Below are 24,312 nucleotides of genomic sequence, written 5' to 3' on the forward strand. Positions count from 1 at the left end.
CTTAGAGGATCTTAGAGGATTTCGGATTGAACTAGATGAAGTTGAAACAGTGATAAGTAAGTATCAATACGCACGAGAACAAGTGGTTGTGGTTCGTGGTGGCGATAATGATCAGCTAGTAGCATATGTATCATTTCATAAATATGAAGGTGAGAATCCAAAAGAGGAACTACGTTCCTATTTAAAGGAGTACTTACCAGATTATATGATTCCGGATCTTATTGTTGAAATAGATAAACTCCCATTGAATTCAAATGGAAAAATCGATCGAAAGGCTTTACCTGAACCAACACTTATTAATGATATTACTAAAGTTCATATTCCACCAAGTTCAATTATAGAGAAAGAGTTAGTACAAATTTGGATGGAGTTACTGGGGTCGAAAAAAATTAGTGTAAAAGACAATTTTTTTGAGCTAGGAGGAAATTCATTATTAGCTGCAAAGTTTATTTGGAAAGTGAATAGGAAACTAAATAAAGACTTAAGAATGCAAGTGGTCTTCTCCCATCCAACTGTTAGGGAATTATCACAAATTCTTCAAGAAGAGAGTAATAATAGGGCTATTAGAATTAAAGAGACTAAAAAAAGAAATATAAACTTAGTTACAAATGGGTTTATGATTCCTGTCTCTTATGCTCAAAGTAGAATCTGGCTAATGGACCAGTTAATCGATAATAAATCTGTATATAATATAGCTTCCGAAATTGATATTAGTGGAAATCTAGATGAAAAGATTTTGGAGGATTGCCTTAATGAGATAGTTAGCCGGCATGAAACCTTAAGAACATATTTCGAAATGGTTGATGGTGAATTAATGCAAATTATTAAAGAAGCTCAACCTTTATATTTTGAACATGTCAATTTAGGAAATCTTTCGGGAAATCAAAAAGAAAAACAGTGTAATGTTATTGCTAAGAGAGAGGCTACATATCAATTTAACTTAAGTAGTCCGCCTCTTTTAAGGGCTGTCCTAGTTCAATTAAATAATAATGAATATAAACTTTTTCTCACATTACACCATATAATTGCCGATGGATGGTCTGTTGGAGTATTAGTAAGAGAAATGTCTATATTGTATGATGCAGCGTTAAAAGGTAAGTCTTTTAATCTACCTGCACTAGAAATTCAATATGCAGACTTTAGCGAATGGGAAAGAGAATCAGTGAAAGAGGGTAGACTAGATGAAAAATTAGAGTTCTGGAAAGAATATCTAAGTGGAGAGATACCGGTACTTGAACTTCCAACAAATTATCCACGGTCTTCTAACCAAACTTTTAAAGGGGCTATCTTTGAGTTTAAGATACCTTCTGATTTAACAAAGGCAATAAAAGAGCTAGGGAATAAAGAAAATACTACATTGTACATGACATTGTTATCTGCATTTAAGATTTTCCTCTACCGCTTAAGTGGTCAAACAGATATTCTTGTTGGTTCACCTGCTGCAAACCGAAATCAGGAGGAAACAGAGAACCTAATAGGCTTTTTTGTCAATAATTTGGTTCTTCGAACCGGCTTAACGGATAAAACAACTTTTTACGAGTTGTTAAATCAAGTGAAAACAAATGCAACAAGTGCTTATAGCAATCAAGATGTCCCTTTCGACAAAATAGTAGAACAGGCATCTATTAGTAGAAGTAATAGCTTTTCACCATTATTTCAGGTTATGTTTGCATTACAAAATATGCCGAGGGAAACGTTGGAGTTAGAAAATTTAGATATAAATATATCAAGAAACCAAAATAATACATCTAAATATGACCTTCTATTAGAAGTAACAGAAAACGACGATGAATTAATCAGCTTGTTTGAATATAATACGACCTTGTTTAATGAAGAGACCATTAGTCAATGGACAAATTACTTCATTAATATACTTAAAGAAATTGTAGCAAATCCGAATGAAAAAATTTCACGCATATCCTTGTTGGGTAGTAGAGAAAGGGAAGAAGTTATTGATAACTTTAATCAAACCGCTTTCCCTTTTTCAAGAAATAAGACCCTCACAGAAATCTTTGAGGAGCAAGTAGATTTAAATCCAGATAAGATAGCCGTCACATATGAGGATAAATCTTTAACTTATAGTGAATTAAACAAGCGGGCTAATCAAGTAGCAAGGGAACTTAGACATCAAGGAGTTACAACAGAGACTATTGTAGGGATAATGGTCGATCGGTCCATAGAAATGGTAACTGGAATATTTGGGATTTTAAAAGCTGGAGGAGCATATCTTCCTATTCTTCCAGAGTATCCGAAAGAGCGTATCTCGTTTATCTTAAACGATAGTGAAGTTAATACCATAATAACTCAGAAAAAATACAAAAATAACATAGATTGGGTTAAAGGTAATATTCTGGCTATTGATTCAAAAGAATTTGAGGAACTAGATACTTCAAATTTAAAACCAATCCACAACGAGAGAAATTTAGCATATATTATCTATACTTCTGGATCAACAGGAAACCCGAAGGGTGTTATGATTGAACATTTCTCAGTGATAAATAGAATTGAATGGATGATACGAGAACTAGACTTTACGAGCACGGATGTTTTCTTACAAAAAGCTTCATTTGTATTTGATTTTTCTGTGTGGGAATTGTTTGGTTGGTCGTTTTTGGGTGCAAGCTTAAGTCTTCTGAAGTCCGGAGATGAAAAAGATCCCTATAAAATAATTGAAAAGATAGAAGAAGAAAAGGTTACACATGTACACTTTTCTCCTTCAATGTTAAACATTTTCTTAGAATCACTGGAAGATCCATTGCTTCTTAATCGTGTAGGAAGCTTAAGGAGAGTTTCTTCAGGTGGAGAAGTCCTACAATTAAAGCATGTAAAACAATTTAAAGAAACCCTCTATAAACAACATGGTATAGAGTTAACAAATATGTACGGCCCAACAGAGACTACTATAGATGTTACTTCRTACCATTGTACATTTGAAGAAGATTATTCCATCCCAATTGGAAAACCAATTCAAAATGTACAAATGTTTATTTTAGATGCGAACAATGAGATTCAACCACCTGGGGTGCCTGGTGAGCTATGTATATCTGGAGAGTGTTTGGCACGGGGATATATAAATCAAGAGAAGTTAACTAAAGAGAAGTTTGTAGAACATCCTTATAAATCAGGCAAAATGTATCGAACTGGGGATGTAGCAAAGTGGCTACCAGATGGAAATATTGAATACTTGGGAAGAGTAGATCATCAAGTGAAACTTAGAGGATTTCGGATTGAACTAGATGAAGTTGAAACAGTGATAAGTAAGTATCAATACGCACGAGAACAAGTGGTTGTGGTTCGTGGTGGCGATAATGATCAGCTAGTAGCATATGTATCATTTCATAAATATGAAGGTGAGAATCCAAAAGAGGAACTACGTTCCTATTTAAAGGAGTACTTACCAGATTATATGATTCCGGATCTTATTGTTGAAATAGATAAACTCCCATTGAATTCAAATGGAAAAATCGATCGAAAGGCTTTACCTGAACCAGGAATTAGAGATAATTTCTTTGAACTTGGAGGACACTCATTATTAGCAGCTAAATTAGCATGGGAGATTAATAACAAGCTAGATGAAAATCTTTCAATGCAGGATATTTTCACCTATCCAACTGTAAAAGATACTGCTGAATTCATGGAGGGAAATTCCAAAAATAAGAGTCCGAAGAAACGTATTTCACATAGAAAAAACAAAGAAATTTACCCCCTAACTGCTGAACAACAGGGAATATGGTTTCAAGAGCAAATGATATCAGGTAGTAGTGCTTATAATATGTCTTTACCAATGGAAATTAAAGGTGAGCTAAATATAGAAATTTTAGAAAAGAGTTTTATGAAGCTTGTGAAGAGACATGAAATACTTAGAGCGAATTTTAAAAGTATTAGAGGGCTTCCTAAACAAGTAGTAAAACCTTCGCTACAATTAATGATTGATAAGGTGCGTTGTACTCATATGAGTAAAAGTGAGATCGGTAAAGAAATAGAAGCTGAAGCTTTTAGACCTTTTGATATTAGTGATGAGCCACTAATTAGAGTAAAACTATTAATTACCGGCATAAATGAATATGTGTTAATGATAACAATGCACCATATTATTAGCGACGCAGTTTCCTTTAAAAATTTGGTTGAAGAAGTTATTACTTTCTATTCATATGAAAATGAAAAGGAAGAAGTGGTGTTACCAAACCTGCCAATACAATTTTCAGATTATGCTGAATGGCAACAGAATTGGATTAATAGTAAAGACTTTAATATCCAGGTTGATTATTGGCTAAATAAACTTGCTGGTGCACCAGTTAGTTTGAATTTACCAAATGATTATCATCGATTGTCTATTAATAATGTTGAGGGAAGTATTTTTGATTTTGAAATCCCTACGAATATTGGTAATGATCTTAGAAAACTAGCTAATAAAGAAGGAGTAACACTTTATATGCTTTTCATAGCCGCTTGGAATATTTTATTATCAAAAATTTCTGGTAGTAAAGATATTGTGGTTGGTACAAGTGCGTCTGGAAGAAACATTGATACGGAAAGGTTAATTGGTTTATTTGTTAATACAATACCAATAAGGACAGTAGTTAAAAATGAAGCTGGGTTTATAGATTATTTACAAGGAGTAAAAACAACTGTTTTGGAGGCGTTTGAAAATCAGGATCTTCCCTTTGAAATGCTCCTAAATAAGTTAAAAGTGAAAAGGGATCATAGCAAGTTACCATTATGCCAAGTATTTTTTTCATATCAAAATCGAAAAACACACAATGAAATTAAGCAACCGAATGGTTTGAATCTAGAAAGGATTGATTTAAAGAAAACAACCGTCCGATACGATATTGTTGCTGATATTATTGACGACGAAGAAAGGTTAAGTGCAGTGGTGGAATACAGCACTGGGCTATTTAAAAGGGAAACAATTAAATCCTTATCTGATGATTATTTACTAATACTCGAAAGAATAGCAAAAAACCCCTATTTATCATTAAAGGATTTGAAATAAGCTTAAATAAGGTGGGTGTCGAAAAATGGAAAACGACAAAATTAATAAAATTAAATCTGAAATAAAGGAAGTTTTGGTGTCACATTCCTCTGTTAAGGATACGAAGGTTATTTATAATCAAAACGATAATGAATTTACTGTTTATCTATTAAGTAATAGGGAGCAGGTTCAATCAAATTTTATTCTTGGAAAGATTTTAAAGGAAAATTTACCCGCTAGAGTAGAAAAGGTTGTTTTTAGGTGGATAGATAATCTTGAAGAGTTTATTCATATAAAAAGTGAAAATGTAGATGAAGAAATTAGAAAGACAGACGGGAAATTACCCAAAACAGAGACCGAAAATGATGTATTAAAAATTTGGAAAGAAGTTTTAAATGTAGAAAATATAGGTATTGATGATGTCTTTTTTGAGATAGGGGGAGACTCTCTAAAATGTTCTCAGGTTTTTTATTTGTTAAACGAAAAATACCCCAATGCTATAACCTTGGTTGATTTATTTAAATTCAATACCATTGAATCAGTAAGTAGTCATATTGATATGCAGACAAATAAAGAGCATTCGAAAAAAGAGATCGAAGGAATCCAGTTTTAAGGAGGAGAAATAATGGATATTGCTATTATTGGTATGAGTGGAGTTTTCCCAAAAGCGGATGACTTAAATGAGTATTATATAAATTTAGCAAATGGGGTAGATAGTGTACGGTCTATACCTAATAGAAGAAATAGAGGAGGAAAAATTAAAGATAATAATTTTGGATATTTAGATCAAATAGATGAATTTGACTATAATTTTTTCAATTTATCTAAGGCAGAAGCTGATAACATGGATCCAAGCCAGAGAATGTTATTAGAGTTGGTTTGTAAAGCAATAGACAATTCAGGTTATAGTTTAGAAGAATATAAAAATACAAATACTTCTGTGATATTAAATAGTTTAGGTGCCCCTAAATTAGAATATGTAGATCTAGTTAAAAACTTTCACCCTACATTAATTACTGGAAATGCCCATTCTATGCCTGCAGGAAGAATTTCATATTATTTTGGATTAAAAGGACCATCAATGATGATAGATACGTCTTGTTCTTCAGCATTGACTTGTCTACATGAATCTATAAACAAACTAAAATTAGGTGAAGTTGAACAAGCAATAACTGGAGGAATTAGAATCTTGCCAAACTTGAATTACACGAGGAAGCACAATTTTGGGATAGGTTCAAAAGATAACAAATGTAAAGTTTTTGATGATTCTGCTGATGGCATTATCGGTGGAGAAGGTGGTGGGATTCTAATTCTAAAACCACTTGAAAAAGCGCTAAAAGATAAAGATAATATTCAAGCATTAATAAAAGGAAGTGCTACCAACCAAGATGGAAATAGGTCAAATGGGATTACTGCTCCAAGTCCTAAAGCACAGACAGAAGTGATTTTAAAAGCTTGGGAAAGGGCAGATATAAACCCTCGGACGATTGGCTATATTGAAGCTCATGGTACAGGAACAAATATAGGTGATCCAATTGAGATCCAAGGTCTAACCGATGCATTTAATCAAATTACTTCAGATAGGAAGTTTTGTCATATTGGTTCAGTTAAATCTAACATTGGACATTTATCTGAATCAGCGGGAATCGCCAGTATAATCAAAACAGTTTTATCGTTAAAGTATAAAAAGATATTTCCCTCCCTTCATTTTAATAAACCTAATAAGCTTATTAACTTTGAAGATACAGCTATAAAAGTAAATACGAGACTAAGAAATTGGGATATTAATGAAGGAGAAAAAAGAAGAGCAGGAGTAAGTGGATTTTCACTTACTGGGGCTAATGCACATATTGTTCTTGAAGAAGCCCCAGGGATAAAAAGACCCAAGGTAAAAGAAGAACTCCCATATTTAGTTACAGTCTCTGCTAAGAACAAGAACTCACTAACTCAATATAAAGAAAGGCTAAATGAACATCTTAGAAATTCAATTGATGATTTAAGGGATATTTCATTCACTTTAAATCGAGGAAGAAATGATTATTCTATAAGAGAATCTTTTGTTGTTAAAGACAAACAAGAGTTAATCTCTAAGCTAAGATTCTCAGATGTGAATCTGGAGGAGAAGAGTAAAAAGGATGTAATATTCTTGTTTGGCCATAAAATTAGTATTCCAGAAGAATTATTTATCTTTTTGACCACAGAGTTTACAGAAGGAGCAAAAATTTATAAAGAAATATTGAATTCCGAGATTGACATTGGCTCGGAATTTGCTAAGAATATTATATTTCAATATCTTTCCTATAGATATTGGATATCTGTAGGAGTTACACCTTTAAAAATAATTGGAACAGGTGTTGGTAACCTATTAGTGGAGCATATTACAGGGGATTTATCTTTTAATGGTTTAATGGAGAAATTGAATGGTTTTTCATTAGAGAATACAATTGATAATCAAAAACTAATTTCTTTTATTAACGAGTCGAATAAAATAGCAGACCCAGTTTTCTTAGATATGAGTTTTCAAAGTGATCTAGGTAGTGAGATATCAAACACGGATTTAAAGGACATTATAGTTATTAATTCTCACAAAGAGGACAACGTAAACTCTTTAATAGAAACACAATCCGAATTATATAATAATGGAGTTTATTTGGATTGGAAGATATATTACAAGGAAAATGAGGCTTATCGAGTTGAATTACCACATTATCCTTTTGAAAAGCAAAGTTGTTGGGTTGAAGAAAAAATTCAATCAGAAAATATAACTGAGTCATTGGAAAATGATGAACTTTTAGATCAAGGAGAGCAAGGTAGTTATTCGAGTGACTATTCCAACGACTCTTCATCATTAAAAATCAATATTACAAATGTATGGATGGATGCTTTAAGTTTAGAAAATGTAGATTCTAAAGAGGATTTCTTTGAATTAGGTGGTAACTCTCTTATTTCTTTACACATTATTGAAAGGTTAGAAGAAATGTATGGTGTCGAAATTGATTATGATTCACTATTTACCTATTCAACCATAGATGAACTTACTGAGTACATGATGTCATTAGTCCAAGAAGAACAAGTAGTTTCTGAGAAACCTCAAGTAGAGTCTAAAAGCACTATTAATAATGAATTATCTTATTCTGAAGAAAGTATGTGGTATTTGGCACACTATGAATCCGATAGTTCTTCTTATAATATTCCTTCAGGAATTCATTTAAAAGGTAACCTAAATACTAAGATACTTACCGAGAGTGTAGTTGAGTTAGTTTCACGTCATGATAATTTAAGAACGATATATCCTCAAAAGGATGGAAAACCGGTTGCAATTGTTAAACCAATAGAGAATTGGGACTACATTCTACCCATTATTGACTTAACTGATGTAGAAGATAGTTTTAAAGAAAAAAAAGTCACTAGTATTTTTAGAGATAATACAATAACACCATTTGATTTAGAAAAGGGGCCGCTTTATAGGTTTCTATTAATAAAAATTGAGGAGAATCATCATGTCTTAATATCTATAATGCATCACATCATATCTGATAATTGGTCTTATCAAATTTTCCAGAATGAACTAGTTAATGTTTATCAGTCGCTTATAAATAATGAAAAACCTCATTTGGAAAATCTGGAATATCAATTTAGAGATTATGCGAAATTACAGAGAAGCACTACAGAGAGAGATAAGCTTAAGCAACAGTTAGCATTCTGGGAGAGCAACCTAAAGAATGCACCAGAACTTCTAAGTTTACCTACTCAAAGTAAGCGGCCAGCTGTGCAAAGTTTTCAAGGTGAAACGTATTCCTTTGAAATACCTAAAGATTTAGTATCTGAACTTTCGAAACTTAGTAAAAAAGAAAATGTAACATTATTTATGACATTATTGGCATCATGGAAATCCCTGCTATTTAGATATTCAGGACAGAAAGATATAGTTATTGGGGTTCCAACGGTAGGAAGAAAAACAAAATATGAAAAAACAATGGGTAATTTTGTGAATACAGTACCAGTAAGAACAATAGTTTCGGAAGATTTAAAATTCACCGAACTACTTCAAATAATAAAAAATGACTTCGTAGAAGTTTTAAAAAATTCTGATGTTCCATTTAATAAAATTGTTGAGCATTTAAATATACAAAGAAAATTAGAATTTACTCCAGTTTTCCAAGTATTATTCGATTTTCACCATAATCATTTAATACAAGATCTTGATGTTCCGAACTTTGAGGTTGAGCCATTAGTCAAACCTATTGAAACGGTTATGGGTGACCTAGAAATGATTTTAATGAGCAGCAAAGAAAAAATAAAAGGACTATTTATTTATAATACTGATATCTTTGAAAAAGATGAAATGAAAAAGATGGTAGATAACTTTATAAGGCTTTTAGAAACGATAATTAATAGTCCAACTATTAAGACGCGAGATATCGAGTTAGTTGATGTACAAGATAAGAATGAAAGTAAAGTATTATCTACTATCTCTAATGAGGACTTTAATTTCTAATAATTAAACCTTCTAATGATGAGAGGAGAATTAAAATGAGCTTTACTGAGAAAGAAATAAAGAAAAAACAATTTTGGGAGTCAAGACTATCAGAGATTAATAATTTTAACTTTTTAAGTTTGAATAAGGTGAAAACCGATATACCACCTGACAATTTAAAAAGTGTTTATTGGCAAGTTGATAGTGATCTCCCAAGAAGAGTTAAGGCACTAACTGAAAACTCAAGTTTCTTAAAATACGTGTTATTTTCAGCTGCTATTCAAATATGTTTACTTGAGTATTCTGATAGAAACAAAATCATTTTTGGTACTCCTCTTCTTAAAGACAGTAACACTAACACAAAGACTTCATTAATTCCTATTATTAATGAAGTCTCAAAGGATACGAGTATAAAGCAAGTAATGAATTTCACACGTAAGGAGTTGCTAAATGTATATGAAAATGTGAGTTTTTCTTTGGACTCAATCATTTACAATCTAGGGTTAGAAAGTTCAACATATAATCTAGTTATTAGTGATGAAGATTTACATTACGATATTACAAATAATGAGGATTATGATCTTTATATCCGTCTAAAAAATGATTTTAGTAGTTCAATTGGTGAAATCAGATACAATGATAAAATTTTTAATTGTGATCAGATCTCTCAATTAATAGCTAGAAGTAATGAAGTTTTAGAAAAAATTTTTAGCGAACCGACAAGTAAGGTTCATAACCTGTCTCTCAATACACCTCTGCACATTAAGAATTTACCGAAAGATAAAAAAAATAGGTTAATAGAGGAATATCTCAATAAACATCCGTTAGTTCAGGAGGCATTAGTTAATATTAAAGATGAAAGGCATGTAGCTTTTATAAAGGGGGTTCCAAATAAAATACGTTCTAATCACATAATAAAGTCTTACCTATTAAAAGCTTTTAGTGATTCAGAAATACCCTCTGAATTTATTTGGGTGAATGATAATGAGGAAAGCATCATTGATCAACAAGATTTTTTGGATGAAAAATTCTTATATAAAGAGAATCAAGAAAAAAAAATTACAAGGCCAAGGAATGAAATAGAAAAAGAAATAGCTCTTATTTGGTCCGAGGTTTTAGGTGTTAAAGATATATCTATTGAAGATAACTTTTTTGAATTAGGTGGAGATTCTTTACTATCTATTCAAGTGTTCTATAAGATGAAGCAAAAGAATTTAAATCTAACTCCAAAAGATATAATTGCAAGTCCAACAATTGGTGAGTTATCCAGCAAAGTTTCCAATGAGAGTAAATATATTTCTAATACCATTATTAATTCAAAAAATATTATTCCTATGTCACCATCTAAATATTGGTTTTTTGATAAAGATTACATCAATCCCAATCACTTTAACAACTCGTGGATTTATGAAGTAAACATGGACTTAGACATCCATAAGTTCGAGGAAGTATTAAATATATTAACAAATCATCATGATTCTTTAAATATCAAATATTTTAAAGAGGATATGAATTGGAGACAATCAATTTCTCAAACAACTAAAAACATAGATTTTATTGTGTATGATTTGTCCCAGCTAAATAAGCAAGAAAAAAAGATGAAAATAGATAAACTGAATAGGGATCATCAATTAAAGCTTAGCATTACATCAGGTCCTTTGTTAAAAGTTATTCTGTTTAAGATGGGAGAAAATGAAAGGGATCAACTATTAATTATAAGTCATCGACTTTTAATGGATAGCATGAGTATTAATATTTTGTCGGAAGATTTCCAGACCGCATACAAACAGTTGGAGCTTGGACAAGATATCGAATTACCTATTCCCACAACAACATATCAAGAGTGGTCAAATAAATTATATGATTTTGCACACTCAAAAGAAATAATAAATGAAAGTCCTTTCTGGACGCAAAAAAAATTTTCAAAGGAATATAGGTTCCCTGTTGATTTCCCAGAGGGTTCTAACACAGAAGATACAAGTGAAACAGTATTTGGATATTTAGATGAAGAAACTACAATGAATTTAATGCATTCCGTTACGAGGAAATTAAACGTTAGCATAAGGGATATTTCTTTTACGGCCTTTCTCCTTACAATACATCAATGGACAGGTGAAAAAAGTATAGTAGTTGAATCAGGTGGACATGGAAGGGAACACTTCGATAAAAACCTTGATTTGACAAGAACATTGGGCTGGTTCGGAACACATTATCCAGTTTATCTAATGCTCGATTCAGGAGAAAATATTATAAGTGTATTAAAAAATGTAAAAAAACAACTGTCAAGTATACCAAGCAACGGTTTCGGTTATGGGCTTTTAAAATATGCAAATAAAGACTCTAATTTAAGGCATGAACTAAGCCAACACCCACTTCCTAAGATAGGGTTCGATTACCAGGGTAATTTCACTTCTAGGGAAAAAAACATGGGAAATATCTTCACTAGAGTAAATGAGGAGATTCTAGATCAAAGAGACCCTGAAAATTTTCGTATTCAGGAATTTGATATAAGTAATTGGATATCGGAGGATAAATATACTATCAGATGGACTTTTAGTAATAAGAGGTATAAAAGATCTACTATTGAACAGTTAGTACAAACCTATATTACAATTTTAAATAATTTTGTTAGAGAAGTAGAAAATTACTAATATTTTTATAAAACTATCAAGTCAGGAGAATATAATGAGGAATTTTCAACATAATTGGTTAAAAATTTTAGCAGTGACTATGTTTATAGTAGTTTTGTCGATTGTTACAAATTACTTAGATAATCCACCGAAAGCCAAAGAAGGAAACGACATAAACAGCAGCAAAGTAACTGCTGAAAGAGTCAGAGAACATTTGAACATTATTGCCCAAAAACCTCACCCCACTGGTTCTAAAGAGATAGAGAATGTTCAGAGGTATATTTTAAGTGAAATGGAAAAAATGGGAGTAGATACAAAAACAGATATTTTTAATGGCTTTTTAAAAACAGAAGAATTTGAAGGTAATATTAAATTAAAAAATATTATAGGGGTAATGAAGGGTAATTCTGATTCTGAAAAGATATTAATGATTTCTGCTCATTATGATTCTGTGGCTACTGGTCCAGGGGCGAACGATAATGGAGTCAGTGTATCTTCTCTTCTTGAAGTAATTCGTGCATTAAAAAATGGTCCGCCACTAAAAAATGATATTTGGTTTACTTTTTTTGATGGGGAAGAAAAGGGAATGCTGGGAGCTGAAGTATTTTTTAAAAAGAAATCAAATTTAGAGAAGGTTGGTTTAGTAGTTAATTTTGAGGCAAGAGGTTCTGAAGGTTCCTCCATGATGTTTCAGACTTCAGAACAGAATGGTGAATTAATAAAAAACCTTGCAAAAAGTGAGACGAGGATATCTACTAATTCATTTATGGGAGATGTTTATAAGATATTACCAAATGATTCAGATCTATCCGTTTCCCTAAGATATGGGATACCTGGTATGAACTTTGCTTACATTGATGGGTACGAAGCTTACCATACACCTCTTGACAATGTTAATAATGTAAATTTAAACACTATACAACATCAAGTAGATAATGTTTATTCAACTGCTAAAATATTCGGTAATCTAAACTTAGAAGCAATTAAATCTACTAATGAAATTTATTTTAACTTCTTAGGAACAATGATACATTACCCTAGTTCTATTGTAGTTCCGCTCACATTATTAACTACTATATTTATAGGTAGTTTGATTTGTTGGGCTATTAGAAAACATGAGGTTACAATAAAGGGTATTTTAAGAAGTTGTTTGCCCTTCGTGATAAGTATTTTCCTTTCCTTGCTCCTCTCTTGGGGGCTATATAGAGTTATTGATTTCCTCTGGGTAAATAAGATGACTCAATATACTGGAGCTACATATGATTCAATTTTTTATCAATTATCTTTCTTGTTAATAACATCTTTGGTAAGTATTTTGACCTACAGATTGTTTCCGATTAGGGGTAGCAGGCTAGAAACATTTTTGTTTGGAATTATTATTTTCCTTGGAATGCTACATCTTACTACATGGTACTTACCGGGAGCTAGTTATTTATTTTTACTACCAATAATTGTATTTGGTTTAGTGTTAGTTTTTGTTCTGAAGAGTGCAAGACCAGAGAGGATCTTGGATAACACACTTGTTATGTTATTACAAAGCTTTATACCCATAGTTCTATTTACCATTGTTTTTAAACTACTATTTATAGGGCTATCTCCCTCGATGAGCATTCCTTCAGTAGTGTTGCTTGTCATGCTTTTTACTGTAAACGAACCAATTCTGAACTTATTTACAGTAAAATTCAAACTTCTTACCATTATTCATATAAGTTTAATTTTACTTATACTATTAACAACTTGGGCTAGAAGTGATAGCGAAAATAGGCCAGTTTATAAAGATAGGGAAGCAGTTGCTAATGAGTTACTAGCTGAATGAAATCTTTAAATAAAATAATACTAATAAGGGGAATATTTATGGATTTTTTATTTACAAAAGAACAAGAAGAATTTAGGGAAAAAGTTATTGCCCTATTAAATACCGCAGAAATTCAAGAGAAACGGAAAATGATCAAAAAGGCAAATTTGGATTCAGACCCAAGGGAGATCTATAGAATTCTAGGTGAACAAGGGTTACTTGCACCTAATTTCCCATCTGAGTTTGGAGGATTAAATAAAACCCTAATTGAGGCTGCAATATTGGTTGAAGAAATGTCTAATAGTGGTATACCGGAGGCATTACATGTATTAACTAGTTTAATTATTGGGAATGTTATTTTACTTTCAGCAACGAAGTCGCAAAAGGAAAAATACTTACCGCAGTTGGCGGATGGGTCTAAAAATGCTTGTATTTTGTACTCCGAGCCTAAACATGGATCTGATTTAAGTTCATTAGAATCAAGAGCTTATAACAATGAAGATCTTGGTACCTATTCTATTTTTGGTCGTAAGGTATACAGTATGAAAACTCACATATCTGATTATGGATTAATAGCCGTTAGGACTTCAGAAAAACAGTCAAAGTATGATGGATTATCCTTATTTATGGTGCCTTTGAATAGTGAGGGGGTTACAATTTCAGAAATCCCTAGCCTAAGTGATGAATCATTATACGAAGTTATACTAGATGGTGTGGTGGTAGATAACACTTGTATGATAGGCAAAGAGAACGATGGATGGTCTGTTATTAATAAAGCATTGTCTGTTGAAAGGACTGGATTAGATTATTTTGTAAGAGCTAAGAGATGGTTTGATTTAATTTATACTAGAGAAATCAATAATATTCCAACTGAATCCACGCTGATAGAGCTTTCACGATTACGCTGTAAATTGGATGCGTCTAGATATTTAACGTATAAGGTGATCAACGAGTTTAATAGATTAGGAGCAGTGGATGAATCGTTAAGCGCAATATCAAAATTGTACGCTAGTGAGTTAGCTTGTGAGGTGGTCTGGAAAGGGCATGAATTAAGAGGGGTAGAGGCTTGCCTTAAGGACAATCATGGGTATTCAGAATTGTATGGAAGTTTAGAGTCTGCGTATAGAGAGGCACCAGGCTTAACACTGTCGGCTGGAACATCTGAAATGATGTTAGAAACTATATCAAAGTTACGCTTAACCATTTAGTAAATAGAGGAGGACGTATTATATGGACACTAAAAGTGCTGTATTATTTGATAGTCTAACTACTGTAATAAGAAATGCAGTAAGAGACAAAGATGATAGATCGATTGACGGTATTGAAATGGTTGCTAATATAGAAGGCCTATTAGAGAGAGTGGTTAGTAAAAAAAATGTTTGGGAAGAACTAAAGGAAATCGATGCTCCTAGTTTTGCCATTCCACTTAAAGATGGTGGATTAGAATTGGGTATTGAAGTAGATTTAATGTTACTAGAAGAAATGGGAAAGGCTTTATATTCTAAACCATATATCGAAACTCTCACAGCTATAGAAATCCTTTCCCAAATTAATAATAGTGAATTGATTCAGGAAGACATAGATTTATTGAAATCTGGAAGTAGATTTCTTGATGTAATAATGATTGATAAGAATATGAACTTTTTAGAGCTAGAAAAAAATTATATTTCTATTGATTCATTCAGTTGTTATATATCAAATCTTAAAGAGGTAGAATATTTTTTAATCATTGTTGATAATTTTATTTATAAAGTCCCTAAAAATAACAGGTCAATCAACATCACAACATGTGCCGATATAACTGAAACTAATATAAGTCAAGTAAATTTGAATATGTTAAAACTAAATCGGCACGACAGCTTAAATACAAATCCTGTATTATTTAGCCACGTTCTTCCAAATCAAAGGATCCGCCAAGCTGCATTTCTAAAAGGACTGGCACGAGGTGCAATTGAAGAAGCCATTAAATACACAAACAAGCGTAAACAATTTGATAAAAAATTAATAGAGCATCAAGCAGTTTCATTTAAACTTGCTTCCTTATTAGCGGAGCTAGAAGGGGCTTCAGCAAAAATAGAATATTCGACTAATTCTGAGGGATCAAAAGAATTTTTGCTGGATGCAACTGAATCTTTGGCATATATGGCTGAGATAGCTCTAAAAGTATCAAGGGAAACTCTCCATTTACATGGTGCTTACGGACTTACGAAGCTCTCTAAAATTGAGGAGTTTTATCGTAGAATAGCTTTAGAAGCAATTAGATATGGGACGCCAAATGACTTATGGCTTGAAGCATCGAATTTAAAGTTAAATGAGAAAGAAAGTAATAAATATTAAGTTAGGAGGAATTAAAATGGACTTATCTATGAGATTAAAGAGATTACCTTTAGAAAAAAGCAGACCTATTCTTAATAAAATCAAAAGTAGCGTTAGTTCGCAAGGAGCTAAAGCCGGAAAGGAAAAAGTAAGGGAAATTAAGCAGTTAGACAATGAAGAGATTGATTTAAAAAGAACTTATCCAATTACAGACGAAGAATTTAAGTTGGTGACAGAAACTTGGAGTAAAGGCAAGCCTCTAAATATAAATAGTAAATCGATCGTTCAGTTATTTGAGTCACAAGTATTAAAGACTCCTCATAAATGTGCTGTTTCCTTTAATGGAGAATATATGACTTTTGAAGAACTAAATAATAGAGCAAACCAGTTAGCTTATTATTTAACTAAACAGGGTGTTAAACAGGAAACTTTGGTCGCAGTTTATCTAGATAAGTCTCTAGAAGTCATTATATCAATCTTAGCAATTTTAAAATCTGGAGCTTGTTACATCCCTATTGCAACATCATACCCTGATGAAAGAGTAAAACAAATTGTATTAGACTCTAAAGCTGAAAAAATCATTACTACTCAAAACATTTTAGGTGATGAAGGCTTTAGGAGAGAGTTATCTCCAGTCTATATTGATGAAATTCAAGAAATTATAAAAACAAATCCTATTACTAATTTAAACGTGGAAATCACTGGCCATAACCTTGCTTATATAATCTATACTTCTGGAAGCACTGGTCAACCAAAAGGGGTACAAATTGAACATAAGTCATTAGTTAATTTTATTGAATCCATAGCTATAGAGTACGATATTAATAAAATGGATACTGTTATTCAATTTGCAGCTATCGGTTTCGACGTATCTGTGTTTGATATATTTGTTTCACTCTGTACCGGTGCGACATTATGTATTGCGGGAGAACTTGAACGGAAAGCACCGGAAGAGTTAACAAAACTGATGATTAAAGAAGGTGTAACTGTTGCAGAGTTGCCGCCTGCCCTTTTACCGCTACTTAACCCTGATGATTTCCCAAACTTACGGCTTATCTCAGTTGGTGGAGAAAAATTTTCGGGGGACCTTGTGAAAAAGTGGGAGAATAAAAATAGGCGTTTTATGAATGGTTACGGTCCAACTGAAACTACTGTAGCGGTTACATTATTTGAATGTAGGGGAGAGTGGTCCAAGAATCCTCCTATAGGGAAACCAATTCACAATGTTGAGGTGTATGTCCTAAATGAAAATTTACAGCCTCAACCTATAGGGATTCAAGGAGAACTATACATTGGGGGAGCGTGCTTAGCAAGAGGGTATATAAATCAAGAAGAAATCACAGAGCAAATGTTTTTGAAAAACCCGTTTAGCGATAATCCAGCAGACCGGATTTATAAAACTGGTGATCTCGTCAAATGGTTACCTGATGGTAATCTTGAAATTTTGGGAAGGGTAGACCGTCAAATAAAAATCCGAGGATTTAGAGTAGAGATCGAGGAGATTGAATCATTATTACTGAAAAACCCCGATGTAAATCAGGTAACTGTTGAGGTATTGACAGATGGTTTAAATGAAACTCAATTAGTTGCGTATTTAACATCAGAATCGAATGTTGAACTTGACATAAATAGAATTAGAGATGACTTAAAAAAACAAATCCCTGATTATATGATCCCTTCGTATTTTATGCAGATTTCGGAAATTCCAATGAATGCAAACGGGAAAATTGATAGGAAATTATTGCCGCAACCCGAGGACTCTCGACCTATAGATGATAGCTTTGTTGCACCAAGGAACGAAATAGAATTAAAATTGTGCAATGAAATTCTAAGCGATATTTTAGGTGTTAAACATATAGGAGTTAAAGATAATTTTTTTGATTTAGGTGGTAATTCACTTCAAGCAACTTTAGTAGTATCTCGCATTCGTGAGATTTTTGATGTGAAAATCAACCTGATTGATTTTTTTCAAACACCTATTATTGAAAATTTAGGAAAGTTAATTCAGGAAAGAGATAAAAATGAAAAGAATGAAAAAGGAGACATAATAAAGGAAATTGCAGAAATTGAGAGTTCTTGGCTGAAAATACATAAAGAGCCAGAGGCGAGGTTTAGATTGGTTTGTTTCCCGTATGCTGGTTCAAGTACCTATATTTTTAGTAAGTGGCCCGAGATATTAGCTCCTGATATCGAAGTTATAACTGTTAATCTACCAGGAAGAGACAGTAAAATTAGAGAAACACCTTTTGATTCAGCATTTGACGTTGCCAATCGTTTAGCTTCAGAAATAGAATTGCTTGCAGATAAGCCTTTGATTTTTCTTGGGCAAAGTGGTGGATCTATTTTGGCGTTTGAAACCAGTCGATTACTTTTAAAAAAGGGTGTGGAAATTCTTAGATTATTTGCTTTAGCAAGTAGAGCACCACATGCTGAGCTTTCAGAACCATCGAGGTATCATCTACCCGAAGATGAGTTCTTAAGAAGGGTAAATGAGTTCGGGGGATTATCCTGTGACTTATTAAGTAATAAAGATTTATTAAAACTTATGATTCCTACTATGCGGGCAGATGAAAAATTAGCTGAAACTTATAAGTATACCGGGGACTTATCAATATTGCCATTTCCAATTTCAATGTATGGAGGTAAAAAAGATATAATAGGCCCAGAAACTTTAAACAGATGGGCAGAACTAAGCTCTGTACAAAATGAATTAAAGATGTTTGATGGTGGACATTTCTTCTTACAAGAGAATGAGGAAGAAGTAATTTCTTCAATATTGGAATCGTTATTTGAAATATCAATTTAACTAAGGGATAGATTGCCTACATGGAAAGGAAAAAACACATTGTTAAAATCTATGTACTTCAAACACCACCCCAGTTACAGATGGATAGCGTAAAAGGATTCATAAATATATTAGATAACAGTGAAAAAAAAATATACAATAATTTTTTAGTTGAAAAAAGGAAAATCGAATTTTTGTTAGGTAGGATTTTATTAAAGGTTATATTAAGTGAAGAATTAAATACTAGTATTAGTAGAATCATGTTAGAAAAGAATTATTATGGAAAGCTGTATTTATCTGGAAGTATTGATAAAGGACCTTTATTCTTTAATTTATCTCATACTAATGGAATGCTGGTGTGTGGGGTTAATAGAATGGGGGAAATAGGTGTGGATGTAGAAAGGGTTGAAAAAAATATATTAAATGTGATGAATGGTATCTTTTTAAGTGATGAAGTAAATTATGTCAAATCTCAAGAAACCTTAGAAAAATCAAATGTTGCTTTTTTTAAGGTTTGGACAAGAAAAGAATCTTATATGAAATTAAAAGGTAAAGGTTTCTCTATAGATCCAAAAAGTTTTTTGGTACCTTGTACGGAAGGATATTCGCAGACACAAAATATTTTCTATGAATCACTAAATTATTCTAATAAATTTATGATATCCACTGCAGTTAATAAAGTTGATCCGAATATCCGCCCTAATTTCATCTTCAAGACAATTGATTACAATAAATTACTAAATTCAATAAAAAATTTGACTTAAGAAAGAAGGGATTATAATCAAACAAGAATTTTATTCTGATAGCCTAATTTGTTTTAATCCAAATAAAAATCACAAGGTAAGATTGTTTTGCTTTTCGCATGCTGGTGGTAGTAGTTCTTCTTATCGGAAATGGATACCTTACTGTGACAAAAAAGGTATAGAGATAATTGCAATTCAATTACCAGGGAGGGAAAATAGAATTAGAGAAAAACCTGTTGATGACTTAAATGCTCTTGCTCTTATGTTGACAAAAGAAATCTCACATTATTTGGATAAGCCATATATTTTCTTTGGGCATAGCATGGGCGGGATTATAAGTTATGAAGTCAGCAAACTACTATTGAAGGGAAATTTTAAATTACCTAAACACCTTTTTATATCGAGTACTAAAGCTCCGCACATAAAGCCAGCAAGCAAAGGAATTTATAATTTGTCGGATTCGGAACTTATATCAAAACTGAAGGATCTTAATGGTACGCCTATTGAACTGTTAAAGAATATAGAATTAATGTCATTATTTCTTCCAGCTATTAGGGCTGACTTTAAAATCGCTGAAACGTACTTTAGAGAGGTATGTATGTTGCCTATACCAATCTCAGTATTTCTAGGAGATAAGGACACTGTAAAGTTAAGTTCTGTTTTAAAATGGAAGGAACATACTACTAATAGGTTTGAGCATAGGATATTTAAAGGGGATCATTTTTATTTGATAAAATATACCTCAGAAATTATAGACACGATTTCGAAAGAATTTCATATGGATTTCACTCATTTACAATTGTAAGAAAGAAAAGCAAACATTAAGATATTGGTCTTACCCCTGTTAAGTGGACAGATAAAAAAAGCTAAGCTGCCAACGCGTATCGATATTCAATCGGTGCGCGTTGTTTTGTTTCTTTGGAAACACTTGTAGTTATAGTGATAGATCTAATCCTCTATAATTACTTGCCTTATACATGGATTCCAAATAGAGATATTAAAAGGACATAACATAACAAGGGAATCATTAAATGACCCATTTCGCTATGCCATGCCCGATATTTGCAATGTTATTTTATTCAGAAATGTATTGCTTTATTCTTAATATAATCATAAATAAATCTTTAGTCATTGTCAAATGATTTATTTATGATTATCTTATGGTATTCTAAATGTAAAATAATTGAATTGGGGTATATACTGTGGCAGAAGAAAGATTACTAAACGGTCAACGCTATTTTATAAGTAAGTTATTAGAATTTTTTGATGTTAGTTCGCATCAATTACCAGTTTTTTATAAAGCTTTACAAGATAAAAGATATGATAGCATCATATTAATGTTTAATGAATTTTTGGATATTGAAAGAGAGATAAGAGAAGGAACAAGCGATAAAACTAAGTTAAAACACAGTATGAATAGTTCTTTAAAAAGTATTAAATACCATTGTAAAAATAATCCTTGGGCTTTAAAAGGTGATTTGTCTAGGGATATCGATTATTTAATAAAAGAAATTGAAAAATTCCAAACAAATGAAGAGAAGCAAAAGGATTATACTAGGATTCGACTGGCTATATCTAGTATTACTAAAAGGTCTGATTCTGACAGTCTCATAAAAGATTACATAGAGTTATTGCTAAAATCACCATTGTCTTATAAGGAAATAGATTTGTTTGTACAATATTTTTTTAGTGAGATTATTAATCTGGGTTATTCAATGAAATACCTAATTGAATGGAAACAGCAATATAAAGAGTTAAATAAGTTCACTAATCATTTAAGTAAGAAAGAACTACAAGATAAATTGTTTCTTTTTAAAGAGCTTGTTAAGGAACCATCTAGTTATTTGATAATAATTAATAGCTGGTTACCTGATGAATTGAAAGATGAACTTTATAAAGACGAAAATATAACTATAAAATATAGGTATTGTAAGATCGATGCGGATAAAGAAAAGCTAGTCACAGACCAGGCAAATAAATTAAACTATCCAAAAGCTGAACAATATCAAAACCTAATAGTTGAAGTGATTGCTTATGATAAGTACAAAGCGATTGAGAAAGTAGTAAAAAACCTAGAGAGTTACCTTGAGATGTATAAGCACCACTATAGCTTTGATAAGAAAGCCATAAATGTAAATTGTTTACTTAAAAGTAATGAAGATGTTTGGGAGAAAATGCGAACAGATAACGTTGATACTCAAATCTTTAATAAAAGTATGAGCGATAGAGAAAATGAAGACATTAGGGATTTTATTTTACTTAGAGATAAAGTGCGAATAGATGAAGGTAAAATAAATACTAGTATTAATCAACTAAATAATTCTCTGGAAACTTTAAGAAAATCGATAGATGATTCGCCGGAAAATCGATTATTAAATAATTGGTCTAGTCTAGAGTACATCCTAAATTCATATGAGGGTAAAAGTATTATAGGTAAAGTAATAGATATTGTACCAAAAGTTATTTGTATGTACCATGTGAAGGACCAACTTAATATATTGTGGGAAAACCTGAGTAAATATAAAGGTAGCAAGGATTATAAAGAAGTAGAAATAATTGAAAGCCTATTCCAGCTATGTTCAAGGGATAAAGGGAAGTATGATAAAATTAGTTTCGTTAATTTTCTATCTAGTGAAAAAAAACTAAGGGAATTATACGATTGTCTAGAGGGCAATGTAGTTATTCATAGAGAGATTGCTTATATAAGAGATATTTTACTGAATGTCAAAAGATTAAAAGAGAATGTAATGACTTTACATGAACTAATCGAGCACGACCTAACTCGAATTTATAGGTTGAGAAATAAGTTAGTCCATTCTGATAATAATATTTCCTTTAATAGTGATATTTTCACAATTCGATTAAATAAGTACATTAATTCACTAATTGGGACACTAATTCATTACCTGAAAAGACAACCCAACTTGCATATTTCTGAAGTTCTTAATTCTATACATGAGACATATAAGTGGTATATTGATTTCTTAGAAAAAGAAGATATTAAAGAAAAAGAATTAAAAGAGAAAGAGAAAAAGAGAAAAGGAAAAGATCAGTCTTCGGATATGTCAGAAGAACTAGAAGAAAAGTTATATGTCGATATAGCAACTGCAGCTTATCCTCCTTATTTATATTTATAAGGAGTAGGTGTCAACCTTAACATTGTTATTAATTCAGTCTTTGTGTAAATGAACAGTGTGTTGTTTCAAGAAGGTTTTGACAATATTAAACAGGTATCTGTATAACTTCTGGAACAACATTAACAGTGACTGTAGACTTTATTGATATTATTAATATAAGGCAAAAAGTGACACTATAAAAACTAACTGTTATTTGGGAATAGTCTATAGTGAAGAGATTATTAATGCGAGAGCACAGACATGGGATTTTGCGAAAAATCCAACTGGCAGGTGGAGAAGTTTCGCATACGAGGAGATTATAAAAAGAGACAAGACTAATTTAGATATTTTTTAGATAAAAGATAAGACTTAAACCAATCTAGATAACCTTCGATCATAGCAAGCGAAATACTAGATGATTTAGAGGCTGTACTAGTAAATTTTAAAACAAAAATTCAAAAAAACGAGATATAGCTTAAGACATGGATTGTTTAAACATTCCATGTTTTTTTGTGTCTTTAAGGGAACTTTCTTTATTTTGTATTGAATTCACCTAATAATTACTAAATTTAGTAGGGTTTTGTAAGAGAATGTCGAATTGTAGTAGAAGTTGCCTAGATCACACTTAATATAATACTTAAAAGAAGTGGAGGGTAAAGATGAATTGTTAATGACGCTCCATAATGTCCTGAAACTGACGGCTCATTTTGTCCTGAACTTGACGGATTTATTGCCTATTAAAGATACAGAAGGGAGGCTTGTGAGGCCTCCCCAAAACATCTATAAATCTACCTCATAGGTTTCATTTTGCTTCAAATAAAAACGGACTTCGTGACTGCCGGTGATAATGTACCAATCTCTGCCGAGCTCAAGCCTGCATGACAACACCTTTCCATAACCAAGATTCAGCTCGAACCATTCGCCACACCTCAGTTTGTAACCTTTTTGATCTCCCCAATTAACAATCCAACAATCAAGTGTCTCATCAAAGTACATACTCTTCCAAAGGCTTTTCTTCATGCAAGTTCTCCTTCAATCACCTTCTTGACCATACGGTCATCAATGATTCTTGAGCCGTTTTGAGCTGCGAACAGAAGACAATGTGTCGCCAGTTTATTGATCAGTCGTGATGCACCACTTGAATAGCTGAAAATCTCATCCAGGGCTAGATCACTAAAAATATCTCGTTCAACACCTGCATAGCTTAAATGCTTATTCATATATTGCTCTGTTTCTGCTCTGTCAAGATGATCAAGCTTAAACTGGATATCAATGCGCTGACGGATTGCTGCGAAGGACTGAAGCTGAAGGCGATCCCAAAGCTCAGTCTGTCCCACCATAATCAATGCCATGGGACTTTGCGCATCCATACGGAAATTTAAAAGGAAACGTACTTCCTCTAACATTTCACGATCAAGCAGATGGGCTTCATCGACCACAACCACAGGCGTTATCTTGTGAATGCCTTTCATCAA

The 24,312-nt window shown here is 32.2% G+C and carries 13 protein-coding genes; 11 read left to right on the forward strand and 2 right to left on the reverse strand.

Annotated elements, in window-relative coordinates; all coding sequences use genetic code 11:
• Nucleotides 1-49 precede the first annotated feature (49 nt).
• The 11 genes from FZC78_RS22530 (at nt 50) to FZC78_RS22580 (ending at nt 22,858) form a co-directional block, all read left to right on the forward strand.
• On the forward strand, nt 50-4,996 hold the full coding sequence (locus FZC78_RS22530) for a non-ribosomal peptide synthetase (RefSeq protein WP_215727419.1): 4,947 nt from the start codon (nt 50-52) through the stop codon (nt 4,994-4,996).
• A gap of 25 nt (nt 4,997-5,021) precedes the next feature.
• Nucleotides 5,022-5,588, forward strand: a complete 567-nt coding sequence (locus tag FZC78_RS22535) for a phosphopantetheine-binding protein (RefSeq protein WP_148942314.1) — start codon at nt 5,022-5,024, stop codon at nt 5,586-5,588.
• 12 nt (nt 5,589-5,600) lie between these two features.
• Nucleotides 5,601-9,473: a condensation domain-containing protein gene (locus FZC78_RS22540; protein ID WP_148942315.1), complete on the forward strand. Its 3,873-nt coding sequence runs from the start codon at nt 5,601-5,603 to the stop codon at nt 9,471-9,473.
• Nucleotides 9,474-9,508: 35 nt separating this feature from the next.
• Nucleotides 9,509-12,103, forward strand: a complete 2,595-nt coding sequence (locus FZC78_RS22545; protein WP_148942316.1) for a condensation domain-containing protein — start codon at nt 9,509-9,511, stop codon at nt 12,101-12,103.
• Nucleotides 12,104-12,137: 34 nt separating this feature from the next.
• Entirely contained in the window at nt 12,138-13,898 is a 1,761-nt protein-coding gene (locus FZC78_RS22550) for a M28 family peptidase (RefSeq protein WP_148942317.1), read from the forward strand.
• Nucleotides 13,899-13,936: 38 nt separating this feature from the next.
• Nucleotides 13,937-15,085, forward strand: a complete 1,149-nt coding sequence (locus FZC78_RS22555; protein WP_187445064.1) for an acyl-CoA dehydrogenase family protein — start codon at nt 13,937-13,939, stop codon at nt 15,083-15,085.
• 22 nt (nt 15,086-15,107) lie between these two features.
• Nucleotides 15,108-16,214: an acyl-CoA dehydrogenase family protein gene (locus FZC78_RS22560; protein ID WP_148942319.1), complete on the forward strand. Its 1,107-nt coding sequence runs from the start codon at nt 15,108-15,110 to the stop codon at nt 16,212-16,214.
• A 16-nt stretch (nt 16,215-16,230) separates the two neighbouring features.
• The gene (locus FZC78_RS22565) at nt 16,231-18,999 is read left to right on the forward strand and encodes an amino acid adenylation domain-containing protein (protein ID WP_187445065.1); all 2,769 of its coding nucleotides are present in this window, start codon (nt 16,231-16,233) and stop codon (nt 18,997-18,999) included.
• Between the two features lie 20 nt (nt 19,000-19,019).
• Complete coding sequence (locus tag FZC78_RS22570; RefSeq protein ID WP_148942321.1) at nt 19,020-19,742, forward strand: 4'-phosphopantetheinyl transferase family protein; 723 nt, start codon at nt 19,020-19,022, stop codon at nt 19,740-19,742.
• Nucleotides 19,743-19,824: 82 nt separating this feature from the next.
• On the forward strand, nt 19,825-20,526 hold the full coding sequence (locus FZC78_RS22575; protein ID WP_187445066.1) for a thioesterase II family protein: 702 nt from the start codon (nt 19,825-19,827) through the stop codon (nt 20,524-20,526).
• A 397-nt stretch (nt 20,527-20,923) separates the two neighbouring features.
• On the forward strand, nt 20,924-22,858 hold the full coding sequence (locus tag FZC78_RS22580) for a hypothetical protein (RefSeq protein WP_148942323.1): 1,935 nt from the start codon (nt 20,924-20,926) through the stop codon (nt 22,856-22,858).
• A gap of 759 nt (nt 22,859-23,617) precedes the next feature.
• Here FZC78_RS22580 and FZC78_RS22590 read toward each other — a convergent pair.
• A complete protein-coding gene (locus FZC78_RS22590; protein ID WP_148942324.1) occupies nt 23,618-23,857 on the reverse strand; it encodes a DUF5348 domain-containing protein in 240 nt (79 codons plus the stop codon).
• Nucleotides 23,854-24,312, reverse strand: a 459-nt coding sequence (locus FZC78_RS22595; protein WP_148942325.1) for an ExeA family protein, incomplete at its 5' end; no start/stop codon positions are given. The genes FZC78_RS22595 and FZC78_RS22590, both read right to left, overlap by 4 nt.

It is taken from the genome of Rossellomorea vietnamensis (genome assembly GCF_008180415.1).
Taxonomy (GTDB): Bacteria; Bacillota; Bacilli; order Bacillales; family Bacillaceae_B; genus Rossellomorea; species Rossellomorea vietnamensis_C.

Bases quoted from the DNA above. Each gene is read 5' to 3' on its own strand.
- FZC78_RS22535 (WP_148942314.1), top strand. From the start codon at position 5,022: ATGGAAAACGACAAAATTAATAAAATTAAATCTGAAATAAAGGAAGTT.
- FZC78_RS22540 (WP_148942315.1), top strand. From the start codon at position 5,601: ATGGATATTGCTATTATTGGTATGAGTGGAGTTTTCCCAAAAGCGGAT.
- FZC78_RS22545 (WP_148942316.1), top strand. From the start codon at position 9,509: ATGAGCTTTACTGAGAAAGAAATAAAGAAAAAACAATTTTGGGAGTCA.
- FZC78_RS22550 (WP_148942317.1), top strand. From the start codon at position 12,138: ATGAGGAATTTTCAACATAATTGGTTAAAAATTTTAGCAGTGACTATG.
- FZC78_RS22555 (WP_187445064.1), top strand. From the start codon at position 13,937: ATGGATTTTTTATTTACAAAAGAACAAGAAGAATTTAGGGAAAAAGTT.
- FZC78_RS22560 (WP_148942319.1), top strand. From the start codon at position 15,108: ATGGACACTAAAAGTGCTGTATTATTTGATAGTCTAACTACTGTAATA.
- FZC78_RS22565 (WP_187445065.1), top strand. From the start codon at position 16,231: ATGGACTTATCTATGAGATTAAAGAGATTACCTTTAGAAAAAAGCAGA.
- FZC78_RS22570 (WP_148942321.1), top strand. From the start codon at position 19,020: ATGGAAAGGAAAAAACACATTGTTAAAATCTATGTACTTCAAACACCA.
- FZC78_RS22590 (WP_148942324.1), bottom strand. From the start codon at position 23,857: ATGAAGAAAAGCCTTTGGAAGAGTATGTACTTTGATGAGACACTTGAT.